This is a genomic window from Citrobacter sp. RHBSTW-01013, from assembly GCF_013781985.1.
GTDB classification, from domain to species: Bacteria; Pseudomonadota; Gammaproteobacteria; order Enterobacterales; family Enterobacteriaceae; genus Citrobacter; species Citrobacter braakii.
In genome coordinates, this window is the sequence record NZ_CP056185.1 from 3,502,509 (window position 1) to 3,529,406 (window position 26,898).

Here is a 26,898-nt window from a genome sequence, read left to right on the forward strand (position 1 = left end):
GGTTTCAGATGAGTGGATTACGTCCTGCATTATCAACATTGATTTTCCTGATGCTTATCACCGGCGGGGCTTACCCGTTGCTGACGACCGCGCTGGGGCAGTGGTGGTTTCCCCACCAGGCTAACGGTTCGCTTCTTAGCGAAGGTCAGGTGGTTCGCGGCTCTGAGCTCATCGGGCAACATTTTACCGCTGCCGGTTATTTTCAAGGGCGTCCGTCTGCCACAGCTGAAATGCCCTATAATCCAATGGCTTCAGGCGGCAGTAATCTGGCAGCCAGCAACCCGGAACTGGATAAACAGCTGCAAAGCCGGATTGCCGCGCTGCGTGCCGCCAACCCGCAGGCAAGTCCTGCCGTCCCGGTAGAGCTGGTAACGGCTTCTTCCAGCGGGCTGGATAACAACCTGACGCCAGCCGCGGTGGCCTGGCAAATTCCCCGCGTGGCGCAGGCTCGCAACCTCAGCGTTGAAGAGGTAACGCGGTTGGTTGCACAATATACGCAAAAGCCGTTGGTCAGTTTTATCGGTCAGCCGGTGGTGAACCTGGTGGAACTTAATTTAGCGCTGGATAAGCACTGAGAAAAAGGACATGCATAACGAACCCTTACGCCCCGACCCCGATCGCCTGCTGGAGCAGACCACGGCCCCGCACCGGGGAAAACTGAAAATTTTCTTCGGTGCCTGTGCTGGCGTCGGCAAAACCTGGGCCATGCTGGCAGAGGCCCAGCGACTGCGGGCGCAAGGGTTAGATGTGCTGATTGGCGTGGTGGAAACCCATGGACGCAAAGAGACCGCCGCGCTGTTGGACGGCCTCAGCATCCTGCCGCTAAAGCGACAGGCGCGTCACGGCCGCCATATCAATGAGTTCGATCTCGACGCGGCGCTGGCCCGCCGTCCGGCGCTCATTTTGATGGATGAACTGGCGCACAGTAATGCGCCAGGCTCACGGCATCCTAAGCGCTGGCAGGACATTGAAGAGCTGCTGGAAGCCGGGATTGATGTCTTTACTACCGTTAACGTGCAGCATCTGGAAAGTCTCAATGACGTGGTCAGCGGCGTTACCGGCATTCAGGTTCGTGAAACCGTACCCGACCCTTTTTTCGATGCCGCCGACGATGTGGTGCTGGTCGATCTCCCCCCCGACGATTTGCGCCAGCGCCTGAACGAAGGCAAGGTCTATATCGCCGGTCAGGCAGAAAGAGCAATCGAGCATTTCTTTCGCAAAGGTAATCTGATCGCGCTACGTGAACTTGCCCTGCGCCGCACGGCTGATCGGGTAGACGATCAGATGCGCGCCTGGCGAGGACGTCCGGGAGAAGAGAAAGTCTGGCATACCCGCGACGCTATTTTACTGTGCATTGGGCACAATACTGGCAGCGAAAAACTGGTACGCGCCGCCGCACGTCTGGCGGCGCGTCTCGGCAGCGTCTGGCATGCGGTGTATGTCGAAACGCCAGCGCTGCACCGACTGCCCGAAAAACAACGCCGCGCAATTTTAAGCGCTCTGCGGCTGGCTCAGGAGTTAGGCGCAGAAACAGCCACCCTTTCCGACCCCGCCGAAGACAAAGCGGTCATCCACTATGCCCGTGAGCATAATCTGGGAAAAATTGTGCTCGGGCGTCCGACTACGCGTCGCTGGTGGCGTAGCGATTCCTTTGCCGACAAACTCGCTCATCGCGCACCGGATCTCGACCTGATGATTGTTGCGCTCGATGAGCCCCCTTCACGCCCTGTGCTGCAAACGGCAGATAGCCGCACCTTTAAGGATAAATGGCGGGTACAAATTCAGGGTTGTGTGGTTGCCGTTGCGCTGTGCGCCATCATTACGCTAATCGCCATGCAGTGGCTAATGGCCTTTGACGCCGCCAACCTGGTGATGATCTATTTATTGGGTGTGGTGGTTATCGCACTCTTTTACGGACGCTGGCCATCAGTGCTGGCAACCTTTATTAACGTCGCCAGCTTCGATCTCTTCTTTATTGCCCCACGCGGGACGCTGGCCGTTTCAGACGTTCAGTACCTGCTCACCTTTGCCGTAATGCTAACGGTAGGGCTGGTTATTGGTAATCTGACCGCCGGGGTGCGTTATCAGGCGCGGGTAGCGCGTTATCGTGAACAGCGTACGCGTCATTTGTATGAGATGTCGAAAGCGCTGGCAGTCGGTCGGAGTCAGACGGATATCGCCGCCACCAGTGAACAGTTTATCGCTTCAACATTTCAGGCCCGCAGCCAGGTTTTACTGCCCGGTGAGAACGGCAAGCTGGCCCCGCTCACCCATCAACAGGGCATGACGCCGTGGGATGACGCCATTGCCCAATGGAGCTTTGACAAAGGGCAACCGGCCGGTGCAGGCACCGACACGTTACCGGGCGTGCCGTATCAGATTTTACCGTTAAAAAGCGCCGATAAAACGCATGGGCTGCTGGTGGTCGAACCGGGAAATTTACGCCAGCTTATGATCCCCGAACAGCAACGCCTGCTGGAAACCTTCACTCTACTGGTAGCCAGTGCGCTGGAGCGCCTGACGCTGACCGCCAGCGAAGAGCAGGCGCGGTTTGCCAGCGAGCGCGAAAGCATTCGCAACGCCCTGCTCGCTGCTCTGTCCCACGATTTGCGCACGCCGTTGACGGTGTTGTTCGGTCAGGCGGAAATCTTAACGCTGGATCTGGCCAGCGAGGGATCGCCGCACGCGCGCCAGGCCAGTGAGATTCGCCAGCACGTTCTGAATACTACCCGACTGGTTAATAACCTGCTGGATATGGCGCGAATTCAGTCTGGCGGCTTTAATCTTAAGAAGGAGTGGTTAACGCTGGAAGAGGTGGTCGGCAGCGCCCTGCAGATGCTGGAGCCCGGTCTCTCTGCCCCGATAAATCTGTCGTTACCTGAACCGTTAACACTGATTCACGTCGATGGTCCGCTCTTTGAACGGGTGCTGATTAACCTGTTGGAAAACGCCGTCAAATACGCAGGTCCACAGGCGCAAATCGGTATTGATGCCAGCGTCGATGGCGCACATCTGCAACTGGACGTCTGGGATAATGGGCCGGGTATTCCGTCGGGTATGGAACAGCGCGTTTTTGACAAATTTTCCCGGGGAAATAAAGAGTCATCGGTGCCCGGCGTTGGGCTGGGGCTGGCAATTTGTCAGGCTATTGTGGACGTGCACGGCGGTACTATTTCGGTCCACAATCGCGCGCAGGGAGGAGCCTGTTTTCGTGTTACACTGCCCCAGGAAATTCCCCCTGAACTTGAAGATTTTCATGAGGATATGTGACGAACGTACTGATTGTTGAAGATGAACATGCCATTCGCCGCTTTCTGCGCACCGCGCTGGAAGCCGATGGCCTGCGTGTATATGAAGCGGAAACGCTGCAACGTGGTCTGTTGGAAGCCGCCACGCGAAAACCCGATCTCATCATTCTCGATCTCGGCCTGCCGGACGGCGACGGCATTGATTTTATTCGCGACCTGCGACAATGGAGCGCGATTCCGGTGATTGTGCTTTCAGCCCGCAGTGAGGAAAGCGATAAAATTGCTGCGCTGGATGCCGGTGCCGATGACTATCTCAGTAAACCCTTTGGTATTGGCGAGCTACAGGCGAGATTGCGCGTGGCATTGCGTCGCCACGCCAGCGGCGCGTCTCCCGAACCGGTGGTACATTTTTCCAACGTCAAAGTGGATATTGCCGCACGCCTCGTTCACCGAGGTGACGAGGAAATTCATTTGACGCCGATTGAGTTTCGTCTGTTAGCGGTTCTGTTAAATAATGCCGGGAAGGTACTGACGCAACGCCAGTTGTTAAATCAGGTTTGGGGACCAAACGCCGTCGAACATAGTCACTATCTACGTATTTATATGGGACACCTGCGCCAGAAGCTGGAACTGGACCCGGCCCGTCCGCGTCATTTTCTGACCGAAACCGGAATTGGCTATCGGTTTATGCCGTGAATTCTTATTCATTTTTCCTGATTAATTAATAAATATATTTTTCATTACTCATTCCACTGCATAATACTTATTATGCAGCCAGTAGAATATTGTAAAAAAATAATAAAATACAAATAAATAACATATAAACAACAAAACAGCATCTTGTCTCGCACTATGCATAAATGGCGACTAAATATTTTATAAACGATCGTTTTTTATTGATCTTCTTCACAGTTCATAGCCATTTCCTGGATAAAATACCCGCACCTTCCACTTATCCAGTAAAGGTAACTAAAATGGAAAATAATAGCCGTACAATGCCACATATAAGGCGAACAACGCATATTATGATGTTTGCCCACCGCAACAGTTTCGACTTTCATTTCTTTAATGCCCGTTAGTCTTCCGACTAAGGGCACTCAAGTATACAGGTCTTCCTGACTCTCTGTATCGCAGGCTAACGCCTGTATCCGCAGTGCTCTCCCTGCATAACCCTGTATTACCTGTGACCGGACCGGTTAGGGTTTATTGCATCTTCAAAAAAGCAATTTACTGATTTATTTATCAGCGGTATGACTTTGCTTTTTTTTTCCGGAGTTATCAATTTCTCATTTGAGAAATTGAGGACCTGCTATTACCTAAAAATAAAGAGATGAAAATGTCAGAATTAAAAATTGCCGTAAGCCGTTCCTGTCCTGATTGTTTTTCTACGCAGCGTTCTTGCGTAAATATCGATGAAAGTAATTTTATTGATGTTGCTGCTATCGTATTATCCATCAATGATATTGAACGTGGAAAACTCGATGAAATTGACGCCACCGGCTATGGGATTCCTGTTTTTATCGCCACCGAAAATGAAGAACGTGTTCCATCTGAACATCTGCCGCGCATCTCAGGTGTATTCGAATGTAATGAAGCCCGTACCGCCTTTTATGGCCGGCAGTTAGAAACCGCCGCCAGCCATTATGAAACGCAGTTACGTCCGCCGTTCTTCCGTGCGCTTGTCGACTATGTCAATCAGGGCAACAGCGCCTTTGATTGTCCTGGTCATCAGGGGGGCGAGTTTTTCCGTCGCCATCCTGCGGGTAATCAGTTTGTCGAATATTTCGGCGAAACACTTTTCCGCTCCGATTTGTGTAATGCCGATGTCGCAATGGGTGATCTGCTGATTCACGAAGGCGCTCCCTGCATCGCACAACAGCACGCAGCTAAAGTTTTCAACGCGGATAAGACCTACTTTGTACTGAACGGGACCTCCTCATCGAACAAAGTGGTGCTTAACGCATTGCTCACCCCAGGCGATCTGGTGTTATTCGACCGCAACAACCACAAGTCAAACCACCACGGCGCGTTATTGCAGGCCGGGGCAACGCCGGTATATCTGGAAACCGCGCGTAACCCGTACGGCTTTATCGGCGGGATCGACGCGCACTGCTTTGAAGAAGGCTATCTACGTGAACAGGTGAGTGAAGTTGCGCCACAACGTTCGAAAGATGAGCGTCCGTTCCGTCTGGCCGTGATTCAGTTAGGTACCTACGACGGCACAATCTATAACGCCCGTCAGGTGGTGGATAAGATCGGTCATCTGTGCGACTACATCCTTTTTGACTCCGCGTGGGTTGGCTATGAGCAGTTTATTCCGATGATGGCCGATTGCTCTCCGCTGTTGCTGGATCTTAACGAAAATGACCCCGGCATTCTGGTCACCCAGTCAGTGCACAAACAACAGGCAGGCTTCTCTCAGACTTCGCAGATCCACAAAAAAGACAGCCATATTAAAGGCCAGTCTCGCTACGTGCCTCATAAACGAATGAATAACGCGTTCATGATGCACGCCTCCACCAGCCCGTTCTATCCGCTCTTTGCCGCGCTGGACATCAACGCCAAAATGCATGAAGGCGTCAGCGGGCGCAACATGTGGATGGACTGTGTCGTCAACGGAATTGATACTCGTAAGTTGATCCTGGAAAACTGCCACCATATCCGCCCGTTCGTGCCGGAGATAGTAGAGGGTAAACCGTGGCAGGCTTATCCCACCGCTGAAATCGCCAGCGACCTGCGTTTCTTCCATTTTGTTCCCGGTGAACACTGGCATGCCTTTGAAGGGTATGCCGAACACCAGTACTTTGTGGATCCATGCAAATTGCTGCTCACCACTCCGGGTATTAATGCGCGTAACGGCGAATACGATACCTTCGGCGTTCCGGCTACCATTCTGGCTAACTTCCTGCGCGAAAATGGTGTGGTGCCCGAAAAATGCGACCTCAACTCCATCCTGTTCCTGCTGACCCCCGCAGAAGATATGGCGAAGTTGCAGCAGCTTGTCGCCCTGCTAGTACGTTTCGAAAAACTGCTGGAAGCCGATGCCCCGCTAGCCGAGGTTCTGCCCTCGATCTACAAGCAGCACGAAGCCCGTTACGCCGGTTACACCCTGCGCCAACTGTGCCAGGAGATGCACGATTTGTATGCGCGTCACAACGTGAAGCAGCTCCAGAAAGAGATGTTCCGTAAGGCACATTTCCCGCGCGTCAGCATGAATCCCCAGGATGCCAATTATGCATATCTGCGTGGTGAAGTTGAACTGGTGCGTCTGCCGGACGCTGAAGGTCGCATCGCGGCAGAAGGCGCGCTGCCTTATCCTCCGGGCGTACTGTGTGTGGTTCCGGGTGAAATCTGGGGCGGTTCAGTATTACGTTACTTCAGCGCACTGGAAGAAGGAATCAATTTGCTACCGGGTTTTGCGCCTGAACTCCAGGGTGTCTACATCGAAGAACACGACGGTCGTAAACAGGTGTGGTGCTACGTGATTAAGCAACAAAGCGCGCAACACGCTCTGTTGAAAGGGGAAATGTTATGAGCAAAGCCAAATCCAACAAAATGGGCGTCGTCCAGCTCACTATCCTGACCATGGTTAATATGATGGGATCCGGAATCATCATGTTGCCCACCAAGCTTGCGGAAGTCGGTACTATCTCGATCATCTCGTGGCTGGTGACTGCTGTCGGTTCAATGGCGCTGGCCTGGGCCTTCGCAAAATGCGGTATGTTCAGCCGTAAATCTGGCGGTATGGGGGGTTACGCTGAATACGCCTTTGGCAAATCCGGTAACTTTATGGCGAACTACACTTATGGCGTTTCGCTGTTAATCGCCAACGTGGCTATCGCCATCTCCGCCGTTGGCTACGGTACCGAGCTGTTTGGCGCCACACTGACACCGGTGCAGATTGGCCTGGCAACCATTGGTGTACTGTGGATCTGTACCGTGGCTAACTTTGGCGGGGCGCGTATTACCGGGCAGATCAGCAGCATCACCGTTTGGGGCGTCATTATTCCGGTTGTCGGTCTGTGTATCATCGGCTGGTTCTGGTTCAGTCCGACGCTGTACGCTAACTCCTGGAATCCACACCACGTCCCGTTCTTCACGGCTGTCGGTTCTTCCATTGCGATGACCTTGTGGGCTTTTCTGGGTCTGGAATCGGCCTGCGCCAACGCTGAAGTGGTAGACAATCCGGAACGCAACGTGCCCATCGCCGTATTGGGCGGTACGCTGGGCGCGGCGGTGATTTACATCATCTCCACCAACGTGATAGCCGGGATTGTGCCGAATATGGATCTGGCTAACTCTACAGCACCGTTCGGTTTAGCCTTCGCACAAATGTTCACCCCGGAAGTCGGTAAGGTGATCATGGCGCTGATGGTGATGTCCTGCTGCGGTTCACTGCTGGGCTGGCAGTTCACTATCGCTCAGGTATTCAAATCGTCGGCTGATGGGGGTTACTTCCCTAAAATCTTCTCCCGCGTGACTAAAGTAGACGCGCCGGTACAGGGGATGCTGGCTATCGTGATCATCCAGAGTGGTTTATCACTGATGACTATCAGCCCGTCACTGAACAGTCAGTTCAACGTGCTGGTCAACCTGGCGGTGGTAACGAACATCATTCCGTATATTCTGTCGATGGCCGCGCTGGTAATTATTCAAAAAATGGCGAATGTTCCGTCGTCGAAAGCGAAACCGGCAAACTTCGTGGCGTTTGTTGGCGCATTGTACAGCTTCTATGCGCTCTACTCCTCTGGCGAAGAAGCAATGCTTTATGGTTCTATCGTGACCTTCCTCGGCTGGACGCTGTATGGCCTGGTATCACCGCGTTTTGAACTGAAAAATAAGCATAGTTAAATCCTGGCATAAAAAAGCCCGGTAGCGCTAACGCTTACCGGGCCTACAAAACGCGTCAGTACAAACAATACTTACGCGTTTTTCAGCACTTCGCTGACAATCTCAACGGCTTCTTTTTCGATCTGCTTGCGATGTTCTTCTCCAAGGAAGCTCTCGCAGTAGATTTTATAGGCGTCTTCAGTACCTGACGGACGCGCAGCAAACCAGCCGTTGTCAGTCATCACTTTCAGACCGCCGATAGAAGCACCGTTACCCGGTGCCGCCGTCAGACGTGCCGTGATCGGGTCGCCCGCCAGCGTGCTGGCACTCACCATTTCCGGAGACAGCTTAGACAGCGCCGCTTTCTGCGCGGAGGTCGCGCTTGCCTGCAGGCGGTTGTAGCTTGGCGCGCCGAAGCGGGCTGCCAGTTCGTTGTAGTGCTCTTGCGGATTCTTACCAGTCACTGCGGTAATTTCTGCCGCCAGCAGGCACATGATGATGCCGTCTTTGTCGGTTGACCACGGTGTACCGTCAAAACGCAGGAAAGAAGCGCCCGCGCTCTCTTCACCACCAAAGCCAAAGCTGCCGTCAAACAGACCGTCAACGAACCACTTAAAGCCAACCGGAACTTCGACCAGTTTACGCCCTAAATCATTCACTACGCGGTCAATCATCGCCGAAGAGACCAGCGTCTTACCAACGGCAACGTCTTTGCCCCACAGCGGACGATGCTGGAACAGGTAGTTGATCGCCACCGCCAGGTAGTGGTTCGGATTCATCAGACCCGCCGGGGTGACGATACCGTGACGGTCATAGTCCGGATCGTTGGCAAAGGCCAGATCGAACTTGTCACGCAGCGCCAACAGTCCCGCCATCGCGCACTCGGAGGAGCAGTCCATACGGATTGCGCCATCTTTGTCGAGATGCATAAAGCGGAAAGTCTGATCAACGTGATCGTTAACGATAGTCAGGTTCAGGTTGTAGTGCTTGGCAATACGCTTCCAGTATTCGATACCGGAACCGCCAAGCGGATCGACGCCCAGCGTCAGGCCCGCTTTCTGGATCGCCGCCATGTCGACGATGTCGGCCAGTCCTTCAACAAACGGCTGAACCAGGTCCTGCTCTTTTACATGACCAGATGCCAGCGCAGCATCCAGCGACATACGCTTCACGCCTTGCAGACCATCAGCCAGCAGAGCGTTAGCCCTGTCTTCCACCACTTTGGTGACGTTAGTATCTGCCGGACCACCGTTTGGCGGGTTGTATTTAATGCCACCATCTTCCGGCGGATTGTGGGACGGCGTGATCACAATGCCGTCAGCCAGCGGGCCGCCTTTTTTGTTATGGACCAGGATAGCATTCGACACGGCAGGGGTTGGCGTAAAGCCGTTATTTTCCTGCACGATGACGTCCACGCCGTTCGCTGCCAGCACTTCCAGTACAGAGATAAAAGCCGGTTCAGACAGCGCGTGGGTATCCTTGCCCACGTAGCACGGGCCAGTGATCCCGTTTTTCGCACGTTCTTCAGCAATCGCCTGAGCGATAGCCAGAATATGCGGCTCGTTAAAACTATGACGACCTGCACTGCCGCGATGTCCGGACGTACCGAACTTGACGGCGTGCTCAGCGTTCCCTGCCGTTGGTTTCAGTACATAGTACTGTGCCGTCAGTTGGGCGACGTTAATCAAATCACTCTGTTGCGCAGGTTGACCTGCACGGTTGTGGATTGCCATTGCCTGGTCCTTCTAATGCAAGGATTAAATTGTTCCGCAAACCTTTTCAATCAATTCCGCAGGGAATTGCATTGACTGCATGATGTGCTCAACCATGCTGCATTTACGGCCGGTATTGGTATTGGTGATCACCCAGTACGGCGTGCCTGGCACGTGTTTCGGTTTGGTTTGATTACCATTTTTCAGCAGCGTCTGTTCATCTGCTGCAAAATAAACGCGCGTACGCCCATGCAACGATTCCGTTGCTTCGGCGAACGCGTTTTGATCCAGTGAATAGAGTGTAGACAGCACCAGCATAAAGCGATTTACTGCTTTCTTCTGCTCCGCATATTCGTCGGACAGCAGCAGTTCACGCATCGCGCGCACTTTATCTTTTACGGGGTTAACCGGCTTCGCTTCCACGACAGCTTGCACAGCGCGGACTTCTTTTACTACCGGAGTGACAGGCTGTGATGCGGCGGAAAACTTCAACATACGCCGTAAAATGTCGGATGCGCTCTCGCCGATATGCTTGGTGTGGCTGGCAATATAGCTATAGAGTTCATCATCAACTTCAATCGTTTTCATCTTAATCCAGTGCAGTGTTTAGCTGAATACAAGTTGTTGGGGTCAACACGCGTAGTGTAAAGGCAAATCCCAACAGCGGATAGCGTCAAGCCTGGTGGCTGGCAAAACTCAGAGTAACCGTAGTTGTTGCAGCCATGTGGCAGAATGGTCAACATGATACCCTAACCCGTGAGTGTGAAAAAAAGAACTTTGCCATGAAATTGAATATCCGAGCGCAATCTGCGCAAAACCTGCACAATAATTCTCCCATCGTCCTGGTGCACGGCCTGTTTGGCAGTCTGGATAACCTGGGGATCCTGGCGCGCGATCTGGTGGCCGATCACGATATCATCCAGGTTGATATGCGAAATCATGGCCTCTCCCCGCGTTCACCTGAGATGAATTATCCGGCCATGGCGCAAGATCTGCTGGATACGCTGGACGATCAACAAATCGAAAAAGCGATCTTTATTGGTCACTCGATGGGGGGCAAAGCCGTCATGGCGTTAACCGCGCTGGCCCCTGAACGTGTCGAACGGTTGGTAGCCATCGACATTGCTCCCGTTGACTATCATGTTCGCCGTCACGATGAGATTTTTGCTGCCATTAACGCAGTGACTGATGCACAGTCCTCTTCGCGTCAGCAGGCGGCGAGCGTCATGCGCCAGCATCTGCAAGAGGAAGGCGTGATCCAATTTCTGCTCAAATCCTTCGTGGACGGCGAATGGCGCTTTAATGTTCCCGTGCTGTGGGAGCAATATCCTCATATTGTCGGCTGGGAGACCATCCCGGCGTGGGAACACCCGGCGCTGTTTATCCCCGGTGGCAACTCACCTTATGTAACCGAAGCGTATCGCGAACAACTGCTGGCGCAATTCCCGCAGGCTCGGGCGCACGTTATTGCAGGCGCGGGCCATTGGGTGCATGCGGAAAAACCGGAGGCGGTACTGCGCGCCATCCGTCGTTATCTGAGCGAACAGGCTAACTGATTAAAAACTCAGCGTCTGCGCGTGATTACGCGCGTGGGCGTTGGCGTGTCTCCCCTGCTGATGTATTATGGCGGGCTATCCATCCGGGCAGACGCCTGGCTGATTGTTTCCCCGAAGTCACCAAGATCATGGCCAAAGAACAAACGGACCGTACGACATTAGATCTGTTCGCGCAGGAGCGTCGCCCGGGACGACCCAAAACTAATCCGCTCTCGCGTGATGAACAGTTACGTATTAACAAACGTAATCAGCTTAAACGCGATAAAGTTCGCGGGCTTAAGCGTGTCGAACTGAAACTGAACGCTGATGCTGTTGACGCTCTGAACGAGCTGGCCGAGGCGCGCAACATGAGTCGCAGTGAACTCATCGAAGAGATGCTGATGAACCAACTCAGCGCATTGCGCGGTCAGGCTTAGTCTGAATTTCTGCTCTAAATCATAAATCGTGTAGCACAGAGTGCAGTCCTGCGTGTTTGCTGTTTCCGCATGCCTGACTGTTCTGCTATGATTGCCCTTATCCGTGGGCAATGCGCCACCACCATTTCAATAAGTTTCAAGAGGTTATTTTACTCATGGCAATCACTGGCATCTTTTTCGGCAGCGACACCGGTAACACCGAAAACATCGCAAAAATGATTCAAAAACAGCTTGGTAAAGACGTTGCCGATGTACATGACATTGCAAAAAGCAGCAAAGAAGACCTCGAAGGGTATGACATTTTGCTGCTCGGCATTCCAACCTGGTACTACGGTGAAGCGCAGTGTGACTGGGACGATTTCTTCCCTACCCTCGAAGACATTGATTTTAACGGCAAACTGGTTGCATTGTTCGGCTGCGGCGACCAGGAAGATTACGCAGAATATTTCTGCGATGCGTTGGGTACAATTCGCGACATCATCGAACCGCGCGGCGCAACCATCGTCGGTCACTGGCCAACGGCGGGTTATCACTTTGAAGCGTCCAAAGGCCTGGCTGACGACGACCACTTTGTGGGTCTGGCCATTGATGAAGATCGCCAGCCTGAATTGACCGCCGAACGCGTAGAAAAATGGGTTAAGCAGATCTCTGAGGAGCTGCACCTCGACGAAATCATCAATGCCTGATTTTGTGTGGCGCAGATTTCCATCTGCGCCACATCAATAGATAAAACCAATCAAAATAATTGCTACAAATTTGTAACTTTTTCGTCTGACCCTGTACAATGGCCAGATGCCAATCGGGTATTGCACAGTGTGTTTGTCGGCGATACCACGTTTTGATTAACAATATATGCCAGAGACTTGCAGTTTTCATTTAGCCATGGCAGTTCTATAATGAATCGCATTATCTCAAGTGCAATTTCTGTCACTTCTGTTAATGAAGTGAATCGTTTAGCTACAGGACAGATTCCGCATGACTGACAACAATACCGCATTAAAGAAGGCTGGCCTGAAAGTAACGCTTCCTCGTTTAAAAATTCTGGAAGTTCTTCAGGAACCGGATAACCATCACGTCAGTGCGGAAGACTTATACAAACGTCTGATCGATATGGGTGAAGAAATTGGTCTGGCGACCGTGTATCGCGTGCTGAACCAGTTTGATGATGCCGGTATCGTGACCCGCCATAATTTTGAAGGTGGTAAATCCGTCTTCGAACTGACTCAACAGCATCATCACGATCACCTCATCTGCCTCGACTGCGGCAAAGTGGTCGAGTTCAGCGATGATTCCATCGAGGCGCGCCAGCGTGAGATTGCGGCTAAACATGGTATTCGTTTAACCAACCATAGCCTCTATCTTTACGGTCACTGCGCCGAAGGCGATTGCCGCGAAGATGAGCATGCTCACGACGGTAAATAATGTGATGCTTTCTGAAAAGCCAACCATTCGGTTGGCTTTTTTTATGAGCGTTATTCCCCCCCTTTTCCCCTTCCCTCCACTCCTGTGTTGCTTTAATGTAAAATCAATAGTCCCTTCCCGGAGAGTCGAAATGGAACTTCGCCAGCTACGCTATTTTGTTCGCATTGTAGAAACCGGCAGCATGGGTAGCGCGGCGCTCGATCTCAATATTGGGGTTTCGGCACTCAGCCAGCAAATGTCCCGCCTGGAAAACGAACTCGCTATTCGCCTGCTGCAGCGCACCTCGCGTGGCGTGACGCCCACCAGCGCCGGACTGGCTTTTTACTCCCAGGCGCAGCTGGCGCTCCGCCACGCAGACGATGCAATCCTCGCCGCGCGAGAGTCCCGGCTTTCCGGGCACGTCAGCGTCGGTATGGCCCCCAGTACCGCTTCCGTTCTCGGCATGCCTTTTATTAACGCCATGCGGGAAAGCTATAGTGATGTCCGCCTGCATGTGGTGGAAAGCCTCTCTGGCAACCTGGAACGGATGATTAATACCCGCCAGATTGATCTGGCCGTGGTATTTCAAAAAGAAAAGCTCCTGCGCTGGAGCGCCAGACCGATTCTCGAAGAGCGCCTGTTTTTGATTGGGACTCATGCCTTACTGGCCGATATTGCCGATGACAATATTGCGCCAGCCCAGTTGGCAAGTATCCCATTGATAATGCCCAGCCCAGGCCACGGTCTGCGCGGCAGGCTGGAAGCAATTTGTCAGGAACACGCGCTGCGCATTGAGATCGCTACAGAAATTGATGGTCTGGCGCTGCTAATGCGCGCCGTTCGCAGTGGAATCGGCGCTACTCTCCAGCCCGGCGCGGCGATTTCCCATCTAGATAAAGAGACGCTAAGAGTGATCGGCGTCCATAATCCAATACTCAGTCGCCCCAACTTTCTGGTCAGCCTTTCTGATGATGAGCTCACCCCCGCGGGCCTCGCCGCCCGCGTCGTACTAACGAAAGTGATGCATCAACTGGTGGAAGCAGGAAGCTGGCCAGGCGCCATCCTTTACAATAACTAAAGCCCTCTTTAGCACTTCGTCATAGCGCCTGCACAAGCTATGCGTATACATTTCAATTACAAATTTAACAATTAGTTAAATGGTAATGGAGTATACGATGGTTGATGTTCTGGTGATTGGCGGTGGCAATGCCGCGTTATGTGCTGCCCTAACCGCCCGGGAGCAAGGAGCTTCGGTACTCCTGCTCGAAGCGGCTCCACGGGAATGGCGCGGGGGAAATTCTCAACACACGCGTAATCTGCGCTGTATGCATGACGCGCCGCAGGATGTACTGGTGGAAAGCTATCCTGAAGAGGAGTTCTGGCAGGATCTGCGGCGCGTCACCGAGGGAAATACTAACGAAGCCCTGGCGCGTCTGGTGATCCGTACCTCTTCACAATGCCGCGACTGGATGCGCCAACACGGCGTTAATTTTCAACCTCCTCTTTCCGGCGCTTTACACGTAGCGCGAACCAACGCCTTTTTTATGGGGGGCGGGAAAGCCCTCGTGAATGCCTATTATCGCAGCGCAGAAAAGTTAGGCGTGCAAATCCGCTATAACACACCGGTGCAGGCGCTTGAACTGCATAACGGTGAGTTTGTGGCAGCGCTGGCAGGCGAAGAGCGCATAACAGCTAAGTCCTGCGTGCTTGCCGCTGGCGGATTTGAGTCAAACCGCGAATGGCTGCGCGAAGCCTGGGGAGAGAACGCCCGCGGCGAGTGGCCTGCGGATAACTTCCTGATTCGCGGCACGCGCTTTAATCAGGGCGTACTGCTTAAATTTATGATGGATGCCGGGGCGGACATCATCGGCGACCCCTCCCAGTCACACTGCGTCGCCATTGATGCCAGAGCGCCATTATATGACGGCGGGATTTGCACCCGCGTGGACTGCGTTTCACTCGGCATAGTAGTCAACCGTGACGCAGAACGTTTTTATGATGAAGGCGAAGATTTCTGGCCCAAACGCTACGCCATTTGGGGACGCCTGGTCGCCCAACAGCCAGGACAGATTGGCTATTCCATTATCGACAGTAAAGCCATCGGCCACTTTATGCCACCGGTATTCCCCGGCGCACAGGCGAATACGCTGGCGGAGTTGGCGCATCAGTTGGGGCTGGATACCGAACGCTTTACCCACACCGTGACGGCGTACAACAACGCCTGCCAGCCAGGTCAGTTCGACCATACCATCCTGGACAACTGCGCGACGAAGAAGTTAACCCCCGCGAAAACACACTGGGCGCGACCGCTGGACCAGCCACCTTACTACGGCTATGCCCTGCGGCCAGGGATCACCTTCACCTATCTTGGGTTAAAAGTGAACGAACGCGCTGCCGTGCACTTTGCCGGGCAGCCAAGCCGCAACCTGTTCGTCGCCGGAGAGATGATGGCGGGCAACGTGTTGGGCAAGGGTTACACCGCTGGCGTGGGCATGTCGATCGGGACAACCTTTGGCCGCATTGCCGGAAAAGAAGCCGCGCTGGCAGCACGTAAGGAGGCACGTCATGAAGCAGCTTGAGAAACTGATCATCGAAGCACAAATTATCACCGAGCCGGAAGCAGAAGTTGAACGTGTGATGCAGGTCTGTAACGCCTGCCGCTATTGTGAAGGTTTTTGCGCCGTGTTCCCGGCAATGACTCAGCGCCTGGAATTCGGTAAAGCGGATATCAATTATCTGGCGAACTTGTGCCATAACTGCGGCGCCTGCCTGCACGCGTGTCAGTATGCCCCACCTCATGAATTTGCCATCAACGTACCGAAGGCGATGGCGGAAGTGCGGCTCGAAACCTATCAGCACTACGCGCAACCCGCCGCCTTTGGCGCGCTTTATCGTCGCGCAGGCATCACCGTGACGCTGGCGCTGGTTTTCGGTCTGATCCTGTTTTTACTCCTCGCCATGAGTTTAAAGGGCTCGTTATTCCATCCTCCGCTGGCCGGGGATTTTTATCAAATTTTCCCGCATAACCTGCTCGCATGGATGTTTGGTTCGGTATTTATTCTGGCGATAGGTCTGCTGATGGCGGGCGTTCTGCGCTTCTGGCGCAAAATCTCTCCGGGTGTGCCGCGTTCCGCCGAAATTGCTGAAGCCTCACACAATGCGCTGACGCTGAAGTATCTCGATGGTGGGCATGGCAAAGGTTGTAACGAAGCAGATGATGCCTTCACCCTGATGCGCCGCCGGTTCCATCACTTCACCTTCTACGGTTTTATGCTCTGCTTTGCCGCCACCGTGGTGGCAACGGGCTATCACTACTTTGCAGGTATAGAAGCGCCCTATCCGTTCTTCAGCGTTCCGGTAATGCTGGGCACGTTGGGCGGCATTGGCCTGGTTGTCGGCCCGGCTGGCTTGCTATGGCTCAATTTTAAGCGCTCACCGCTGCATGGCGACGCACGGCAAAAACCGATGGATCGCGGTTTTATTTTGCTGCTGCTCCTGACCAGTCTGACCGGTTTAGCGCTGCTGGCGGGAAGAGACACCTCCTGGATGGCTATTTTGCTCGCCATTCACCTCGGCGTGGTCATGGCGCTCTTTCTGACCATTCCTTATGGAAAATTTGCCCACGGATTTTACCGCTGCGCAGCCTTACTCAAGTGGGCGATTGAGAAACGGCGCGGCAAACAGGCGGGGGTCACAGGCGACTAACCCGCAAACTCTTACCTCTATAAATATTATGATAAGACAGTGGAGCAAACCCAATGACACAACAACCATCGCGCGCCGGAACTTTCGGCGCAATACTGCGGGTAACCAGCGGTAATTTCCTCGAACAGTTTGACTTTTTTCTGTTCGGTTTTTACGCCACCTATATCGCAAAGACCTTCTTTCCTGCAGAGAGTGAATTTGCCGGGCTAATGTTAACTTTCGCCGTGTTTGGTTCAGGTTTCTTAATGCGGCCTGTTGGCGCAATTGTGCTGGGTGCTTACATCGACAGAATTGGTCGCCGTAAAGGACTGATGGTGACGCTGGCGATTATGGGCTGCGGTACCCTGCTGATTGCCCTGGTACCCGGTTATCACAGTATTGGTCTGCTGGCCCCTGTCCTGGTATTACTCGGCCGATTATTACAGGGCTTTTCTGCAGGGGTGGAGCTGGGCGGCGTCTCGGTTTATCTTTCTGAAATCGCCACCCCTGGCAATAAAGGCTTCTACACCAGCTGGCAGTCCGCCAGTCAACAGGTCGCCATTGTGGTGGCAGCTCTGATTGGTTACGGCCTGAACGCCACCCTGGGACACGATGAGATCTCTGAATGGGGCTGGCGTATTCCATTCTTTATTGGTTGCATGATTATTCCTTTGATCTTCGTGCTCCGCCGCTCGCTTCAGGAAACAGACGCCTTTTTACAACGTACGCACCGTCCCGACACCAGGGAAATTTTTACTACCATCATCAAAAACTGGCGTCTCATCGCTGCGGGTACGCTGCTGGTGGCGATGACCACAACGACGTTCTACTTTATTACCGTTTACACACCGACCTATGGTAGAGCTGTACTTCACCTGAGCGCTCGCGACAGCCTGATCGTCACCATGCTGGTCGGTATTTCTAATTTTATCTGGCTGCCGATTGGCGGGGCGATTTCTGACCGAATTGGTCGTCGTCCGGTGTTGATGGGGATTACCATCCTTGCACTAATCACCACCTGGCCGGTTATGCACTGGCTCACCGCCGCGCCAGATTTCACGCGCATGACGCTGGTTCTGCTTTGGTTCTCGTTCTTTTTTGGTATGTACAACGGGGCAATGGTCGCCGCACTCACCGAGGTGATGCCTGTCTATGTGCGTACGGTGGGTTTTTCACTGGCATTCAGTCTTGCCACGGCGATTTTTGGCGGCCTTACGCCAGTCATCTCCACAGCGCTGGTCCAGCTAACCGGGGATAAAAGCTCACCGGGGTGGTGGCTGATGTGTGCGGCACTTTGCGGGCTCGCCGCCACGGCAATGCTGTTTGTCCGGCTGAGTCGGAGTTATCAACCGGTGGAATATAAACCCTGAAATGCAAACGGGCGGAAAACTCTCCGCCCGTTGTCTGTTTCATTTTTCGATTTACTGCGCAGTATTCTTGCTACGAATTTCCTGCCAGACCTTGTCGCAATCAGCATTAACGGACTGACCATTACCCGTGCGCGTAGCCTGGATGCACTGCTGATAATCCAGTACGCGTACGCTTTCTTCATTGGCAAACTGCTGATGCTGCTTTTCTTTCTTCAGCACATTCAACACGCTTTGGCAGGCTTCGATTTTCTCCGGCGATCCTTGCGCGGTAGTAATGCACGCGCTGTAGGCTTCTTTCAGACGGCTGTCTTCTTTTGGTGCCGGGGATTGCGCGCAAGCCACCAGCCCGGATGCCATAACAGCGATGAGTATCAGTTTTTTCATAGCACTTTCCTCAACGATGCGGCAGGCGCCCGGCCTGCCGCTGTTGGCATTAGAAGATGGTGAACGGAGCAATAACGATGAATTTCACGTCACGCTCATCCTGGAAGATGTTGCCGTAACCACCGCCCCAGCTCGGAATGTCTGAATGATTGTCGTACTGGGTGAAGTGCAGTTTAAACATGGTGCCCTTCGCACGCCCCTCTTGCAGGGTATAGACCGCATCCAGGCTGTAAGAAGATTCTTCGATAGTCCGGTTTTTGTCGTAGTACGCATCCGGATTGATCTGCCAGGTTGATGGCTTGGCATCCCATGCGTAAACGTAGGACGCGCCCACTGCCCAGCCCGGCAAATTCCAGTTCTTCAGGTCATACATTGCGCCGAAGAAGACAGCCTTTTCGCCGTTGGCGTTGAAGTCGGAACGGTTATCCCACCAGATATCCAGGCGACCGTTTGATGAGGCGTAGGTCGGGGTCATACGCTGCAGGAAGTACCCCTGCTGCCCGTCCGCTTTAACCCAGGTCCCTTCCAGACGCAGGTCAACCACTTCCGCCACTTTGTAGCCAAAGGTCAGCGCCTGCAGCCAGGCCGTACCGTCATAAATATCGTTCACGGTGCGATCATCAACTTTGTCGCGCGCGCCGTAGAACTGATAGCTGGTGGTAAACGGGTTACCGCCTAAATCGAATTTATAGCTGGCTTTTGCGAAGTACTGATCGACGTAGCCTTCAGACTGACCAAATGCGGCTTCCAGCAACAGGTTATTTTTGAAGTCATATTTCGCGCCGATTGAGTGCAGATAATCTACGCTGGTCTTTTTATCAGCCTGATAGAATTTATCGACTTCAGTGTGCCATGGTGCTTTATATTCGTTGGCCCACATATAGGAGAAGCTCAGTGCACCAGCATCACCATAGTCGAAGTTGGCTCCGGCTTCAGCACCCTGATAGGTACCTGGCATAAAGCTCCAGTGCGGAGCCAACAGAGTCTGTCCGGTTGGTTGAATGTAACCAGCGCGCGCCCAGGTTGGGCCGAATTTAAATTTGGCTGCTGCTTTATAAAGGCTAATTCCGCTCTTATCGCCGGAGTAATCTTCATCATAGCCTTTATTTTTTGACGAGAATGCAATTTCGTTTGGATGGCCGCTTTCGCTACTTTCGTTCATTTCAATAGCGGTAAATGCTGCGATATCAATACCAAACATATCAGCCGCATAACCGGACTGGAAGTCGAGGTTAGCGTTCCAGGTGGAGTGAGAAAGGTTGGTTTTGTATTTGTCGTGATCGGTCACATCTTTACGGTCACGCTCACGCTGCCAGTAATAGATGCCGCCGGTTAAGGTTGAGTCATCAATAAATCCTTCGGCGTGTACCTGGGGAGCGACAACGAAACCCGAGATTGCTGTGATACCGGCGATAGCCAGCGCCAGCGTACTACGTTTGCCACTAAACGTACGCATATGTTAATCCTCTTTGACGTATAACCCTTCGTTTTTCAAGCTGCATCGGTGTTGGCTTTACTCGGCCTTTGGCCTCGCCCCTTCGGGGACAGCGCACGCGCTGCGTCTCCGCCTTGATACAACTCGAAATCCATTGGGTATAAAATGCTGCCGACAAAAGCGGACAGCGAAAAAACAAAAATTAAAAAAGTAGCGCTGAGAAAACCTCAGTGACTACAATGAATAGACTATTTTTCGCGACGCGAATTATCAATCTCTTTCTGTAACGAGTATGTAATAGTATGAGCAACCGCACATATTTTCTTGTTTTCTGTTACATTTTGCTTTGGGAGTAAAAAAAGTCACAAAAACAAGAAAAAAAATACTTTATATACATATAGATATCTTCAATTTTATTATTATATATATAATTCCACCCCTAATAATTGTCTTTGCATTCGCAAAACAAATTAATTCTCGAACGTCATTAATTCGCTCTGCAAACAGAACGTTCGAGCTCCTGAATTCACTCTCCGTCGTTGATGTGACCGTCCTCGGATTTTCCACACAAATACACTCACTTTATAAGGTTTTTATTGACAGCTACCGGGTGTCCCATTATTCAAAGATGCAGGTTATACGTATAAGTTGATAAATAAATGACAAAACGCATCACACAGAAAGACGTCGCGGCCCTGGCTGGCGTTTCACAGGCGGTGGTATCCGTGGTACTCACCAAAGGAAATCACACCTACCCACAGGAGACAGTGATCCGGGTTGAGCAAGCGGCTAATCAGCTGGGATATATACCGAACCGTTTTGCACAAGCGCTGAAAACCAATAAAACCATGTCGATCGCCTGCATCGTGCCGGATATCGCCAACCCTTTTTATGCCTCGCTCGTCCGTGGTGTTCAATCGGTGACGGATAGGTATCACTACGATGCGATCGTGGCCAGCACCGATGGATTACGGGAAAGAGAGCTGCATTTTTTGCGCTGGTCAGCGCAGGGGCGGGTCGACGCCGTGGTGGGGACATTTTTTAACGTCGGGATGAAAGATTTTGCCCCGTATCTTCAGGCAGGGATCCCGATTGCACGTATTGAAGCCAGGATGAAAAAAAGCGGCCCGCTACCGCTGCATAATGTTTATATCGACAACGCCGCTGCCGCGCGCAGCGCCGTCGAATATCTGCTGGCACAGGGGCACCAAAATATCACGATGATCGCCAGCGCTGGCGGTCCTGAGCCTGCCAGAGTGGAAGGATATCGCCAGGCGATGACCCAGGCCGGCCGCCTTCCGCGCATCAAAATTCTGCCTGGTTTTAACGAACAGAGCGGCTATCAGATCGCGATGCAGCTGATTAATGACGGTACGCTCCCGGATGCGATTTTCGCCGCCAACGATTTAATGGCTATCGGCGTGATGCGTGCCGCAAGGGAGAAAGGCATCACGATCCCAGAGCAGCTTGCGGTGATGGGTTTCGATGATATTCCCGCCGCCGGGCTGGTGACCCCTTCCCTGACCACTATCGCCCAGTACCCGGAGCAGCTTGGGCAAAAAGCGGCCGCCCTCCTCCTGACACAAACCGATATCACCGCGCCGCTCCAGGGCAGCACCACAGAAATGCCCTGGGGCCTGGTAAAAAGAGAATCCGCCTGAACGGCTGATAAAACACCACACAAGGATCAAACAGATGGAATTGCCTTCAGATTATGAGTCGCGCGTTTATGCAGGGGTGTTAGGGAAATTAATCGGCGTCTACCTTGGCCGCCCTTTCGAAGGGTGGACCTACGAAAAAATTATGCAGGAGCTGGGGCCGATCCAGTATTACGTCCACGAAAAATTTAACCGTCCGCTGGTTGTCACCGACGATGATGTCGCCGGAACCTTTACCTTTATCCGCGCACTGGAAGATTATGCCCTGCCGCCGGATCTGAGCGCGGAACAGATGGGGCACTGCTGGCTTAATTACATCATTGATAAGCGCACCATTCTCTGGTGGGGCGGCAACGGTAATTCGACGGAACACACCGCCTGGCTGAATCTCAAAAAAGGCATTCCGGCTCCGCTAAGCGGAGCCATTGCGACCAACGGGAAAACGATTGCCGAACAGATTGGCGCACAAATCTTTATTGATAGCTGGGCGCTTGTCGCACCGGGACAACCCCGTCTGGCGGCAGAACTTGCCAAAAATGCCGCCAGCGTGAGCCATGACGGTGAAGCGGTGTATGCCGCTATGCTCTGGGCGGCGATGGAATCACAGGCCTTTATCTGCCAGGAGATCGAACAGCTTATTAACGTCGGACTATCCGTGATCCCGGCAGAGTCGCAAATAGCCCAGCTGGTTGGCGATATCCGTCGCTGGCGACGGGAAGATAACGACTGGCAAACGACCCGCCAGCGAATCGACGACAACTATGGCTATCACAAATATCCCAGCAATTGTCACATCATCCCTAATCATGCGCTGATGATTATGGCGATCCTTTACGCGCCGGACGACTTCCAGCAGGCCCAGTGCATTGTCAATACGTCAGGATGGGACACCGACTGCAATGCGGGGAATGTCGGCTGTCTGTCCGGCATTATGCTGGGACTCCAGGGTATTGACGCAGGCCCGGACTGGCGCGGGCCGCTGGCGGACAGAATGCTGATCTCCTCAGCCGACGGGGGGTTCTCCATAAACAACGCCGTGCGGATCACCGATTACCTGGTCGGGCTGGGACACCAGATTGCCGGTCTGCCGCGCCCTGAAGCCAAAAAATCCGGCGCGCAGTACCATTTCTCACTACCGGGCAGCGTGCAGGGTTTCCGCTGGCTTGATGAAGAAAATGCGGCCGCGGTTGAGGTTAAGAATGAGGCGCACCTGGGGCGGCAGATGTTGAGTCTGCACTATCGCCATCTTGCGCCCGGACTTCACGCCAGCGTGACCACGCAAACCTTTACCCCGCCTGAAATCGTGGAAATGCGCAGCTACGATTTAATGGCTACCCCACTTATCTACCCAGGTCAGCGTCTTCAGGCCACCCTGATTGCGCCACCGGATAACACATCCGCGTTAAACGTGCGGCTCTGCTACCGGGTTTATGATGACAACAATCAGCTGACGCCTCAGTACGGCGACGCGCAGATCATAGCCCCGGGTGAATCGCTAACGCTGGCGTTGGATCTCCCGGACTGCCAGGGCCAACCGATCGGCGAGATTGGCGTAACAATCAGCACCGATGCCCGCGTTGCCCGCGGTCGCCTGCTCATCGACAGTATGCGCTGGGACGGCGCACCTGAGCTGACCCTGCGTAAACCCACAGGGGAAACTAATTTTTGGTGGCGAGCCTGGGTAAACGGCGTGGATCTCTTTTCACGCCACTATCCCACCAGCTTTCGCATCTCCAAAGAGTACGACGAGGGATTGATTATTCACGGAACGCGGCAGTGGGATAACTACCGCGTTCAGAGTGACATTACGCTGCATTCAGGGGAGTACGGCGGTCTGGCTTTTCGGGTGCAGGGGATGAGGCGCTATTACGCCGCGCGCATCCTGCGCGACGGGAAATTACAGATCGTCCGCGTGCGCGACACCAGCACCAAAGTTCTGGCAGAAGCGGCGTTGTCCGACGTGTACGAGCGCCCTGTGTCGTTCGATATCAGCGTCAACGGGCAGATTATCTCCGCGACCGTTGACGGTAAAACGCTGCACGTGGAGGACGCTGAACACGAAGCCTTGATGGATGGCGGGATCGGTTTACTGATTTGTGCGGGTGCGCTGTCGACGGACGCTATCCATATCAGCGCCAGTTGTTAATTAACGGAAATGGACGACAACAAAGGATTAAAAATGAACATATCAAAAACAATGCTGGCGCTTGTAACAGCCGTTTTGCTTTCAGGCTGTGAGGATAAACCGCAGCAGGTGACCATCGAATTTATGCACTCCGCCGTTGAGCAGGAGCGCCAGACCGTCATTGCCGGGATCATTAACCGCTTTCAGCAAGAGAATCCGGATATTATTGTGAAGCAGGTTCCCGTCGAAGAGGATGCCTATAATACCAAAATCATTACCCTTGCCCGCTCAGGATCACTGCCGGAGGTCGTCGAGGTCAGCCATGACTATGCCAAAGTCATGGATAAAGAGCAGCTTATCGACCACAAAGCGGTGAAAACGCTGATCGACAGGCAAGGTGAAAGCGCCTTCTACGACGGTGTGCTGCGCATTGTTCGCACCGAAGACGGAACGGCCTATACCGGCGTGCCGATCAGCGCCTGGCTGCAGGGAGTCTGGTATCGTAAATCGGTACTGGCTAAAGCGGGAATCGACGAACCCAAAAACTGGACGCAGCTGCTGGAAGCGGCACGCAGGCTGACCGACAGCGCCGGTAAAAAATATGGCATCGCGCTGCCGACGGCTGAAAGCGTCATGAGCGAACAAACCTTCTCTCAGTTCGCACTTTCAAACGGTGCCAATGTGTTCAACGCAAACGGTGACATCACGGTTAACTCAGCGGAAATGCAGGCCTCGCTGAACTATTATCGCGAACTGGCCCGCTACACCATGCCCGGCTCGAACAACGTAACAGAGATCAAAGACGCCTTTATGAACGGCACCGCGCCGATGGCGGTCTATTCGACCTACATCCTGCCAGCGATTTATCAGGATGGTTCGCTGGCGGATTTAGGCTTTGTCGTGCCGAGCGAAAAATCACCTGCCGTATTTGGCGTTATCACATCATTAACGCTTACGACCGGTCAGACTGAGGCAGAGACGAAAGCCGCCGAAAAATTTGTCAGCTTTATGGGACAGGCGCAGAACACGGCTGACTGGGTATTGATGTCTCCGGGGGCGATGCTGCCGGTGACGAAGGCCGCCGTGCAAAACGTCAGCTGGAAGGACAACCCTGCCGTCAAAGTCTTTGGAACTCTCCCCGAACAGCTGATTGCCCAGTACCCAAATATGCAGGTCTTTGGATCGGTCGGCGAGAAGAACTTTACGCGGATGGGGGATATTACCGGCTCCATGATCCTCAGTGAAATGGTCAATCAGGCGACGGTGGGTAAGCAGGAGACATCGGTGGTGCTGGAACGCAGCCAGCAGCGGGTTCAGGCGTTAATGCAGCATAAGTAAAACAGAAAAATCCGCCTCAAACGTCGCGTTGGCGGCGTTTGAGGCAGTGTGGCAGCAATTACTCGCCGACTTTAGCCCACGTATCGCGCAGACCTACAGTGCGGTTAAATACCAGCTTGTCAGCCGTTGCATAGCGGCTGTCCAAGCAGAAGTAGCCTTCACGCTCAAACTGGAACGCTTTACCTGCAATCGCAGCCTGCAGTGACGGCTCACCGTAGCCCTGCTTAATGACCAGCGATTCCGGGTTGATAACGGACAGGAAGTCTTCCGCCGCTCCTGGGTTTGGCACGCTAAACAGACGATCGTACAAACGGATTTCAATCGGCAGCGCATGGGACGCGCTCACCCAGTGAATAACACCTTTTACTTTACGGCCATCAGCCGGATCTTTGCTCAGGGTGTCGGCATCGTAGGTGCAGAAAATGGTGGTGATATTCCCTTCTGCATCTTTCTCTACACGTTCAGCCTTGATCACGTAAGCATTACGCAGACGTACTTCTTTGCCCATCACCAGACGCTTGTACTGCTTGTTCGCTTCTTCGCGGAAGTCTGCGCGATCGATCCAAATTTCACCGCTAAACGGCACTTCACGGCTGCCCATTTCCGGTTTGTTCGGATGGTTAGGCATGGTAACCAACTCGCTTTCGCCCTGCGGGTAGTTTTCGATAACCAGTTTCACCGGATCGATAACTGCCATCGCGCGCGGGGCGTTTTCGTTCAGATCTTCGCGAATGCAGGACTCAAGAGAAGCGATCTCAATGGTGTTATCCTGCTTGGTCACGCCAATGCGTTTGCAGAACTCACGAATAGCGGCAGCGGTATAACCACGACGACGCAGGCCAGAAATCGTCGGCATACGCGGATCGTCCCAACCTTCAACGTGCTTGTCGGTCACCAGCAGGTTCAGCTTGCGTTTGGACATCACGGTATATTCCAGATTCAGGCGCGAGAATTCGTACTGGCGCGGGTGAACCGGAATGGTGATGTTGTCCAGCACCCAGTCGTACAAACGACGGTTATCCTGGAACTCCAGCGTACACAGTGAATGCGTAATGCCTTCCAGCGCATCGCTGATGCAGTGGGTAAAATCGTACATCGGGTAGATGCACCACTTGTTGCCGGTCTGGTGGTGTTCGGCGAACTTAATACGGTACAGCACCGGATCGCGCATCACGATAAACGGCGAAGCCATATCGATTTTCGCGCGCAGGCAGGCTTTACCTTCTTCAAAACCACCGGTACGCATTTTTTCGAACAGTGCCAGGTTCTCTTCGACGCTACGATCGCGGAACGGGCTGTTTTTACCCGGCAGCGTCAGAGTGCCGCGGTATTCGCGGATCTCCTCCGCTGACAGTTCATCAACGTACGCCAGGCCTTTATTAATAAGCTCTACCGCATAGGCGTGAAGCTGATCGAAGTAATCCGAAGAGTAGCGAATATCGCCAGTCCAGTGGAAACCTAACCATTCAACGTCGTTTTTAATCGACTCAACGTACTCGATATCTTCTTTAACCGGGTTCGTATCATCAAAACGCAGGTTGCACTGGCCCTGGTAATCTTGCGCAATGCCAAAGTTCAGACAAATGGATTTCGCGTGGCCAATGTGCAGATAGCCATTTGGCTCCGGCGGAAAACGTGTATGGATAGTGGTGTGCTTACCACTGGCCAGATCTTCATCGATGATCTGACGAATAAAGTTACTCGGGCGGGCTTCAGCCTCACTCATCGTGGATTCCTCAAA

Annotated in this window: 23 protein-coding genes; 18 read left to right on the top strand and 5 right to left on the bottom strand. The window is 53.2% G+C overall.

The genetic code is table 11. The features are described 5' to 3' along the window. Nucleotides 1-8: 8 nt before the first annotated feature. The 6 genes from kdpC (at nucleotide 9) to potE (ending at nucleotide 8,099) form a co-directional block, all read left to right on the top strand. Nucleotides 9-575 (top strand): potassium-transporting ATPase subunit KdpC, encoded by a 567-nt coding sequence (kdpC, locus tag HV350_RS16945; RefSeq protein ID WP_047359484.1) that lies wholly within the window; start codon nucleotides 9-11, stop codon nucleotides 573-575. Nucleotides 576-585: 10 nt separating this feature from the next. Next, a complete protein-coding gene (kdpD, locus tag HV350_RS16950) occupies nucleotides 586-3,270 on the top strand; it encodes a two-component system sensor histidine kinase KdpD (RefSeq protein WP_047359485.1) in 2,685 nt (894 codons plus the stop codon). Then, on the top strand, nucleotides 3,267-3,944 hold the full coding sequence (kdpE, locus tag HV350_RS16955; RefSeq protein ID WP_016152265.1) for a two-component system response regulator KdpE: 678 nt from the start codon (nucleotides 3,267-3,269) through the stop codon (nucleotides 3,942-3,944). Before kdpD ends, kdpE begins: the two co-directional genes overlap by 4 nt. 278 nt (nucleotides 3,945-4,222) lie before the next feature. Further along, nucleotides 4,223-4,327 (top strand): leader peptide SpeFL, encoded by a 105-nt coding sequence (speFL, locus tag HV350_RS16960; protein WP_114149115.1) that lies wholly within the window; start codon nucleotides 4,223-4,225, stop codon nucleotides 4,325-4,327. A gap of 257 nt (nucleotides 4,328-4,584) precedes the next feature. Then, the gene (gene speF, locus HV350_RS16965; RefSeq protein ID WP_047501716.1) at nucleotides 4,585-6,783 is read left to right on the top strand and encodes an ornithine decarboxylase SpeF; all 2,199 of its coding nucleotides are present in this window, start codon (nucleotides 4,585-4,587) and stop codon (nucleotides 6,781-6,783) included. Continuing rightward, a complete protein-coding gene (gene potE / locus HV350_RS16970; RefSeq protein ID WP_016155987.1) occupies nucleotides 6,780-8,099 on the top strand; it encodes a putrescine-ornithine antiporter in 1,320 nt (439 codons plus the stop codon). Before speF ends, potE begins: the two co-directional genes overlap by 4 nt. Before the next feature lie 71 nt (nucleotides 8,100-8,170). Here the strand turns inward: potE and pgm are convergent, their stop codons facing one another. Next, nucleotides 8,171-9,811, bottom strand: a complete 1,641-nt coding sequence (gene pgm / locus HV350_RS16975; protein WP_016155986.1) for a phosphoglucomutase (alpha-D-glucose-1,6-bisphosphate-dependent) — start codon at nucleotides 9,809-9,811, stop codon at nucleotides 8,171-8,173. Between the two features lie 24 nt (nucleotides 9,812-9,835). Further along, complete coding sequence (seqA, locus tag HV350_RS16980) at nucleotides 9,836-10,378, bottom strand: replication initiation negative regulator SeqA (protein ID WP_016152261.1); 543 nt, start codon at nucleotides 10,376-10,378, stop codon at nucleotides 9,836-9,838. A gap of 194 nt (nucleotides 10,379-10,572) precedes the next feature. Here seqA and ybfF point away from each other — a divergent pair, with 194 nt between their 5' ends. The 9 genes from ybfF to HV350_RS17025 all read left to right on the top strand — a co-directional run bounded on the left by ybfF (nucleotide 10,573) and on the right by HV350_RS17025 (nucleotide 18,217). Further along, nucleotides 10,573-11,346 carry an esterase gene (ybfF, locus tag HV350_RS16985; RefSeq protein ID WP_047415163.1) on the top strand — a complete coding sequence of 258 codons (774 nt, stop codon included), beginning with the start codon at nucleotides 10,573-10,575 and terminating at the stop codon, nucleotides 11,344-11,346. 128 nt (nucleotides 11,347-11,474) lie between these two features. Then, nucleotides 11,475-11,762 carry a LexA regulated protein gene (ybfE, locus tag HV350_RS16990; RefSeq protein WP_003022842.1) on the top strand — a complete coding sequence of 96 codons (288 nt, stop codon included), beginning with the start codon at nucleotides 11,475-11,477 and terminating at the stop codon, nucleotides 11,760-11,762. 155 nt (nucleotides 11,763-11,917) lie between these two features. Beyond that, nucleotides 11,918-12,448 carry a flavodoxin FldA gene (fldA, locus tag HV350_RS16995; RefSeq protein WP_003022839.1) on the top strand — a complete coding sequence of 177 codons (531 nt, stop codon included), beginning with the start codon at nucleotides 11,918-11,920 and terminating at the stop codon, nucleotides 12,446-12,448. Between the two features lie 210 nt (nucleotides 12,449-12,658). Beyond that, the gene (locus tag HV350_RS17000) at nucleotides 12,659-12,745 is read left to right on the top strand and encodes a ryhB-regulated fur leader peptide (protein WP_049259739.1); all 87 of its coding nucleotides are present in this window, start codon (nucleotides 12,659-12,661) and stop codon (nucleotides 12,743-12,745) included. After that, nucleotides 12,738-13,184: a ferric iron uptake transcriptional regulator gene (gene fur, locus HV350_RS17005; RefSeq protein ID WP_003022836.1), complete on the top strand. Its 447-nt coding sequence runs from the start codon at nucleotides 12,738-12,740 to the stop codon at nucleotides 13,182-13,184. Before HV350_RS17000 ends, fur begins: the two co-directional genes overlap by 8 nt. A 130-nt stretch (nucleotides 13,185-13,314) precedes the next feature. After that, nucleotides 13,315-14,241, top strand: coding sequence for a tricarballylate utilization LysR family transcriptional regulator TcuR (gene tcuR, locus HV350_RS17010; protein ID WP_047501718.1), 927 nt, complete (start codon nucleotides 13,315-13,317; stop codon nucleotides 14,239-14,241). A 97-nt stretch (nucleotides 14,242-14,338) separates the two neighbouring features. Continuing rightward, nucleotides 14,339-15,742, top strand: a complete 1,404-nt coding sequence (tcuA, locus tag HV350_RS17015; RefSeq protein ID WP_181628973.1) for an FAD-dependent tricarballylate dehydrogenase TcuA — start codon at nucleotides 14,339-14,341, stop codon at nucleotides 15,740-15,742. Next, complete coding sequence (gene tcuB / locus HV350_RS17020) at nucleotides 15,729-16,868, top strand: tricarballylate utilization 4Fe-4S protein TcuB (protein WP_181628975.1); 1,140 nt, start codon at nucleotides 15,729-15,731, stop codon at nucleotides 16,866-16,868. Before tcuA ends, tcuB begins: the two co-directional genes overlap by 14 nt. A gap of 53 nt (nucleotides 16,869-16,921) precedes the next feature. Beyond that, entirely contained in the window at nucleotides 16,922-18,217 is a 1,296-nt protein-coding gene (locus HV350_RS17025; RefSeq protein WP_016152256.1) for an MFS transporter, read from the top strand. 51 nt (nucleotides 18,218-18,268) lie between these two features. Here the strand turns inward: HV350_RS17025 and chiQ are convergent, their stop codons facing one another. Beyond that, nucleotides 18,269-18,601: a ChiQ/YbfN family lipoprotein gene (gene chiQ / locus HV350_RS17030; protein ID WP_016155980.1), complete on the bottom strand. Its 333-nt coding sequence runs from the start codon at nucleotides 18,599-18,601 to the stop codon at nucleotides 18,269-18,271. Nucleotides 18,602-18,650: 49 nt separating this feature from the next. Beyond that, nucleotides 18,651-20,057 carry a chitoporin gene (chiP, locus tag HV350_RS17035; RefSeq protein WP_101699817.1) on the bottom strand — a complete coding sequence of 469 codons (1,407 nt, stop codon included), beginning with the start codon at nucleotides 20,055-20,057 and terminating at the stop codon, nucleotides 18,651-18,653. A 638-nt stretch (nucleotides 20,058-20,695) separates the two neighbouring features. Here chiP and HV350_RS17040 point away from each other — a divergent pair. The 3 genes from HV350_RS17040 to HV350_RS17050 are packed head-to-tail and all read left to right on the top strand — an operon-like array spanning nucleotide 20,696 to nucleotide 25,157. Continuing rightward, nucleotides 20,696-21,697: a LacI family DNA-binding transcriptional regulator gene (locus HV350_RS17040; protein WP_080859002.1), complete on the top strand. Its 1,002-nt coding sequence runs from the start codon at nucleotides 20,696-20,698 to the stop codon at nucleotides 21,695-21,697. Nucleotides 21,698-21,731: 34 nt separating this feature from the next. Continuing rightward, nucleotides 21,732-23,840 carry an ADP-ribosylglycohydrolase family protein gene (locus HV350_RS17045; RefSeq protein ID WP_181628977.1) on the top strand — a complete coding sequence of 703 codons (2,109 nt, stop codon included), beginning with the start codon at nucleotides 21,732-21,734 and terminating at the stop codon, nucleotides 23,838-23,840. Nucleotides 23,841-23,873: 33 nt separating this feature from the next. Further along, a complete protein-coding gene (locus HV350_RS17050; RefSeq protein ID WP_181628979.1) occupies nucleotides 23,874-25,157 on the top strand; it encodes an ABC transporter substrate-binding protein in 1,284 nt (427 codons plus the stop codon). 58 nt (nucleotides 25,158-25,215) lie between these two features. Here HV350_RS17050 and glnS read toward each other — a convergent pair whose 3' ends face one another. Then, a complete protein-coding gene (gene glnS, locus HV350_RS17055) occupies nucleotides 25,216-26,883 on the bottom strand; it encodes a glutamine--tRNA ligase (protein WP_181628981.1) in 1,668 nt (555 codons plus the stop codon). Between the last annotated feature and the right edge of the window lie 15 nt (nucleotides 26,884-26,898).

What these genes read in the sequence shown, in the direction of transcription:
- tcuB (WP_181628975.1), top strand. Translation starts at nt 15,729, where the DNA reads ATGAAGCAGCTTGAGAAACTGATCATCGAAGCACAAATTATCACCGAG.
- potE (WP_016155987.1), top strand. Translation starts at nt 6,780, where the DNA reads ATGAGCAAAGCCAAATCCAACAAAATGGGCGTCGTCCAGCTCACTATC.
- fldA (WP_003022839.1), top strand. Translation starts at nt 11,918, where the DNA reads ATGGCAATCACTGGCATCTTTTTCGGCAGCGACACCGGTAACACCGAA.
- chiQ (WP_016155980.1), bottom strand. Translation starts at nt 18,601, where the DNA reads ATGAAAAAACTGATACTCATCGCTGTTATGGCATCCGGGCTGGTGGCT.
- HV350_RS17050 (WP_181628979.1), top strand. Translation starts at nt 23,874, where the DNA reads ATGAACATATCAAAAACAATGCTGGCGCTTGTAACAGCCGTTTTGCTT.
- kdpD (WP_047359485.1), top strand. Translation starts at nt 586, where the DNA reads ATGCATAACGAACCCTTACGCCCCGACCCCGATCGCCTGCTGGAGCAG.
- speFL (WP_114149115.1), top strand. Translation starts at nt 4,223, where the DNA reads ATGGAAAATAATAGCCGTACAATGCCACATATAAGGCGAACAACGCAT.
- fur (WP_003022836.1), top strand. Translation starts at nt 12,738, where the DNA reads ATGACTGACAACAATACCGCATTAAAGAAGGCTGGCCTGAAAGTAACG.
- HV350_RS17040 (WP_080859002.1), top strand. Translation starts at nt 20,696, where the DNA reads ATGACAAAACGCATCACACAGAAAGACGTCGCGGCCCTGGCTGGCGTT.
- tcuA (WP_181628973.1), top strand. Translation starts at nt 14,339, where the DNA reads ATGGTTGATGTTCTGGTGATTGGCGGTGGCAATGCCGCGTTATGTGCT.
- speF (WP_047501716.1), top strand. Translation starts at nt 4,585, where the DNA reads ATGTCAGAATTAAAAATTGCCGTAAGCCGTTCCTGTCCTGATTGTTTT.
- HV350_RS17000 (WP_049259739.1), top strand. Translation starts at nt 12,659, where the DNA reads ATGAATCGCATTATCTCAAGTGCAATTTCTGTCACTTCTGTTAATGAA.
- chiP (WP_101699817.1), bottom strand. Translation starts at nt 20,057, where the DNA reads ATGCGTACGTTTAGTGGCAAACGTAGTACGCTGGCGCTGGCTATCGCC.
- kdpC (WP_047359484.1), top strand. Translation starts at nt 9, where the DNA reads ATGAGTGGATTACGTCCTGCATTATCAACATTGATTTTCCTGATGCTT.
- ybfE (WP_003022842.1), top strand. Translation starts at nt 11,475, where the DNA reads ATGGCCAAAGAACAAACGGACCGTACGACATTAGATCTGTTCGCGCAG.
- HV350_RS17045 (WP_181628977.1), top strand. Translation starts at nt 21,732, where the DNA reads ATGGAATTGCCTTCAGATTATGAGTCGCGCGTTTATGCAGGGGTGTTA.
- glnS (WP_181628981.1), bottom strand. Translation starts at nt 26,883, where the DNA reads ATGAGTGAGGCTGAAGCCCGCCCGAGTAACTTTATTCGTCAGATCATC.
- HV350_RS17025 (WP_016152256.1), top strand. Translation starts at nt 16,922, where the DNA reads ATGACACAACAACCATCGCGCGCCGGAACTTTCGGCGCAATACTGCGG.
- pgm (WP_016155986.1), bottom strand. Translation starts at nt 9,811, where the DNA reads ATGGCAATCCACAACCGTGCAGGTCAACCTGCGCAACAGAGTGATTTG.
- seqA (WP_016152261.1), bottom strand. Translation starts at nt 10,378, where the DNA reads ATGAAAACGATTGAAGTTGATGATGAACTCTATAGCTATATTGCCAGC.
- ybfF (WP_047415163.1), top strand. Translation starts at nt 10,573, where the DNA reads ATGAAATTGAATATCCGAGCGCAATCTGCGCAAAACCTGCACAATAAT.
- tcuR (WP_047501718.1), top strand. Translation starts at nt 13,315, where the DNA reads ATGGAACTTCGCCAGCTACGCTATTTTGTTCGCATTGTAGAAACCGGC.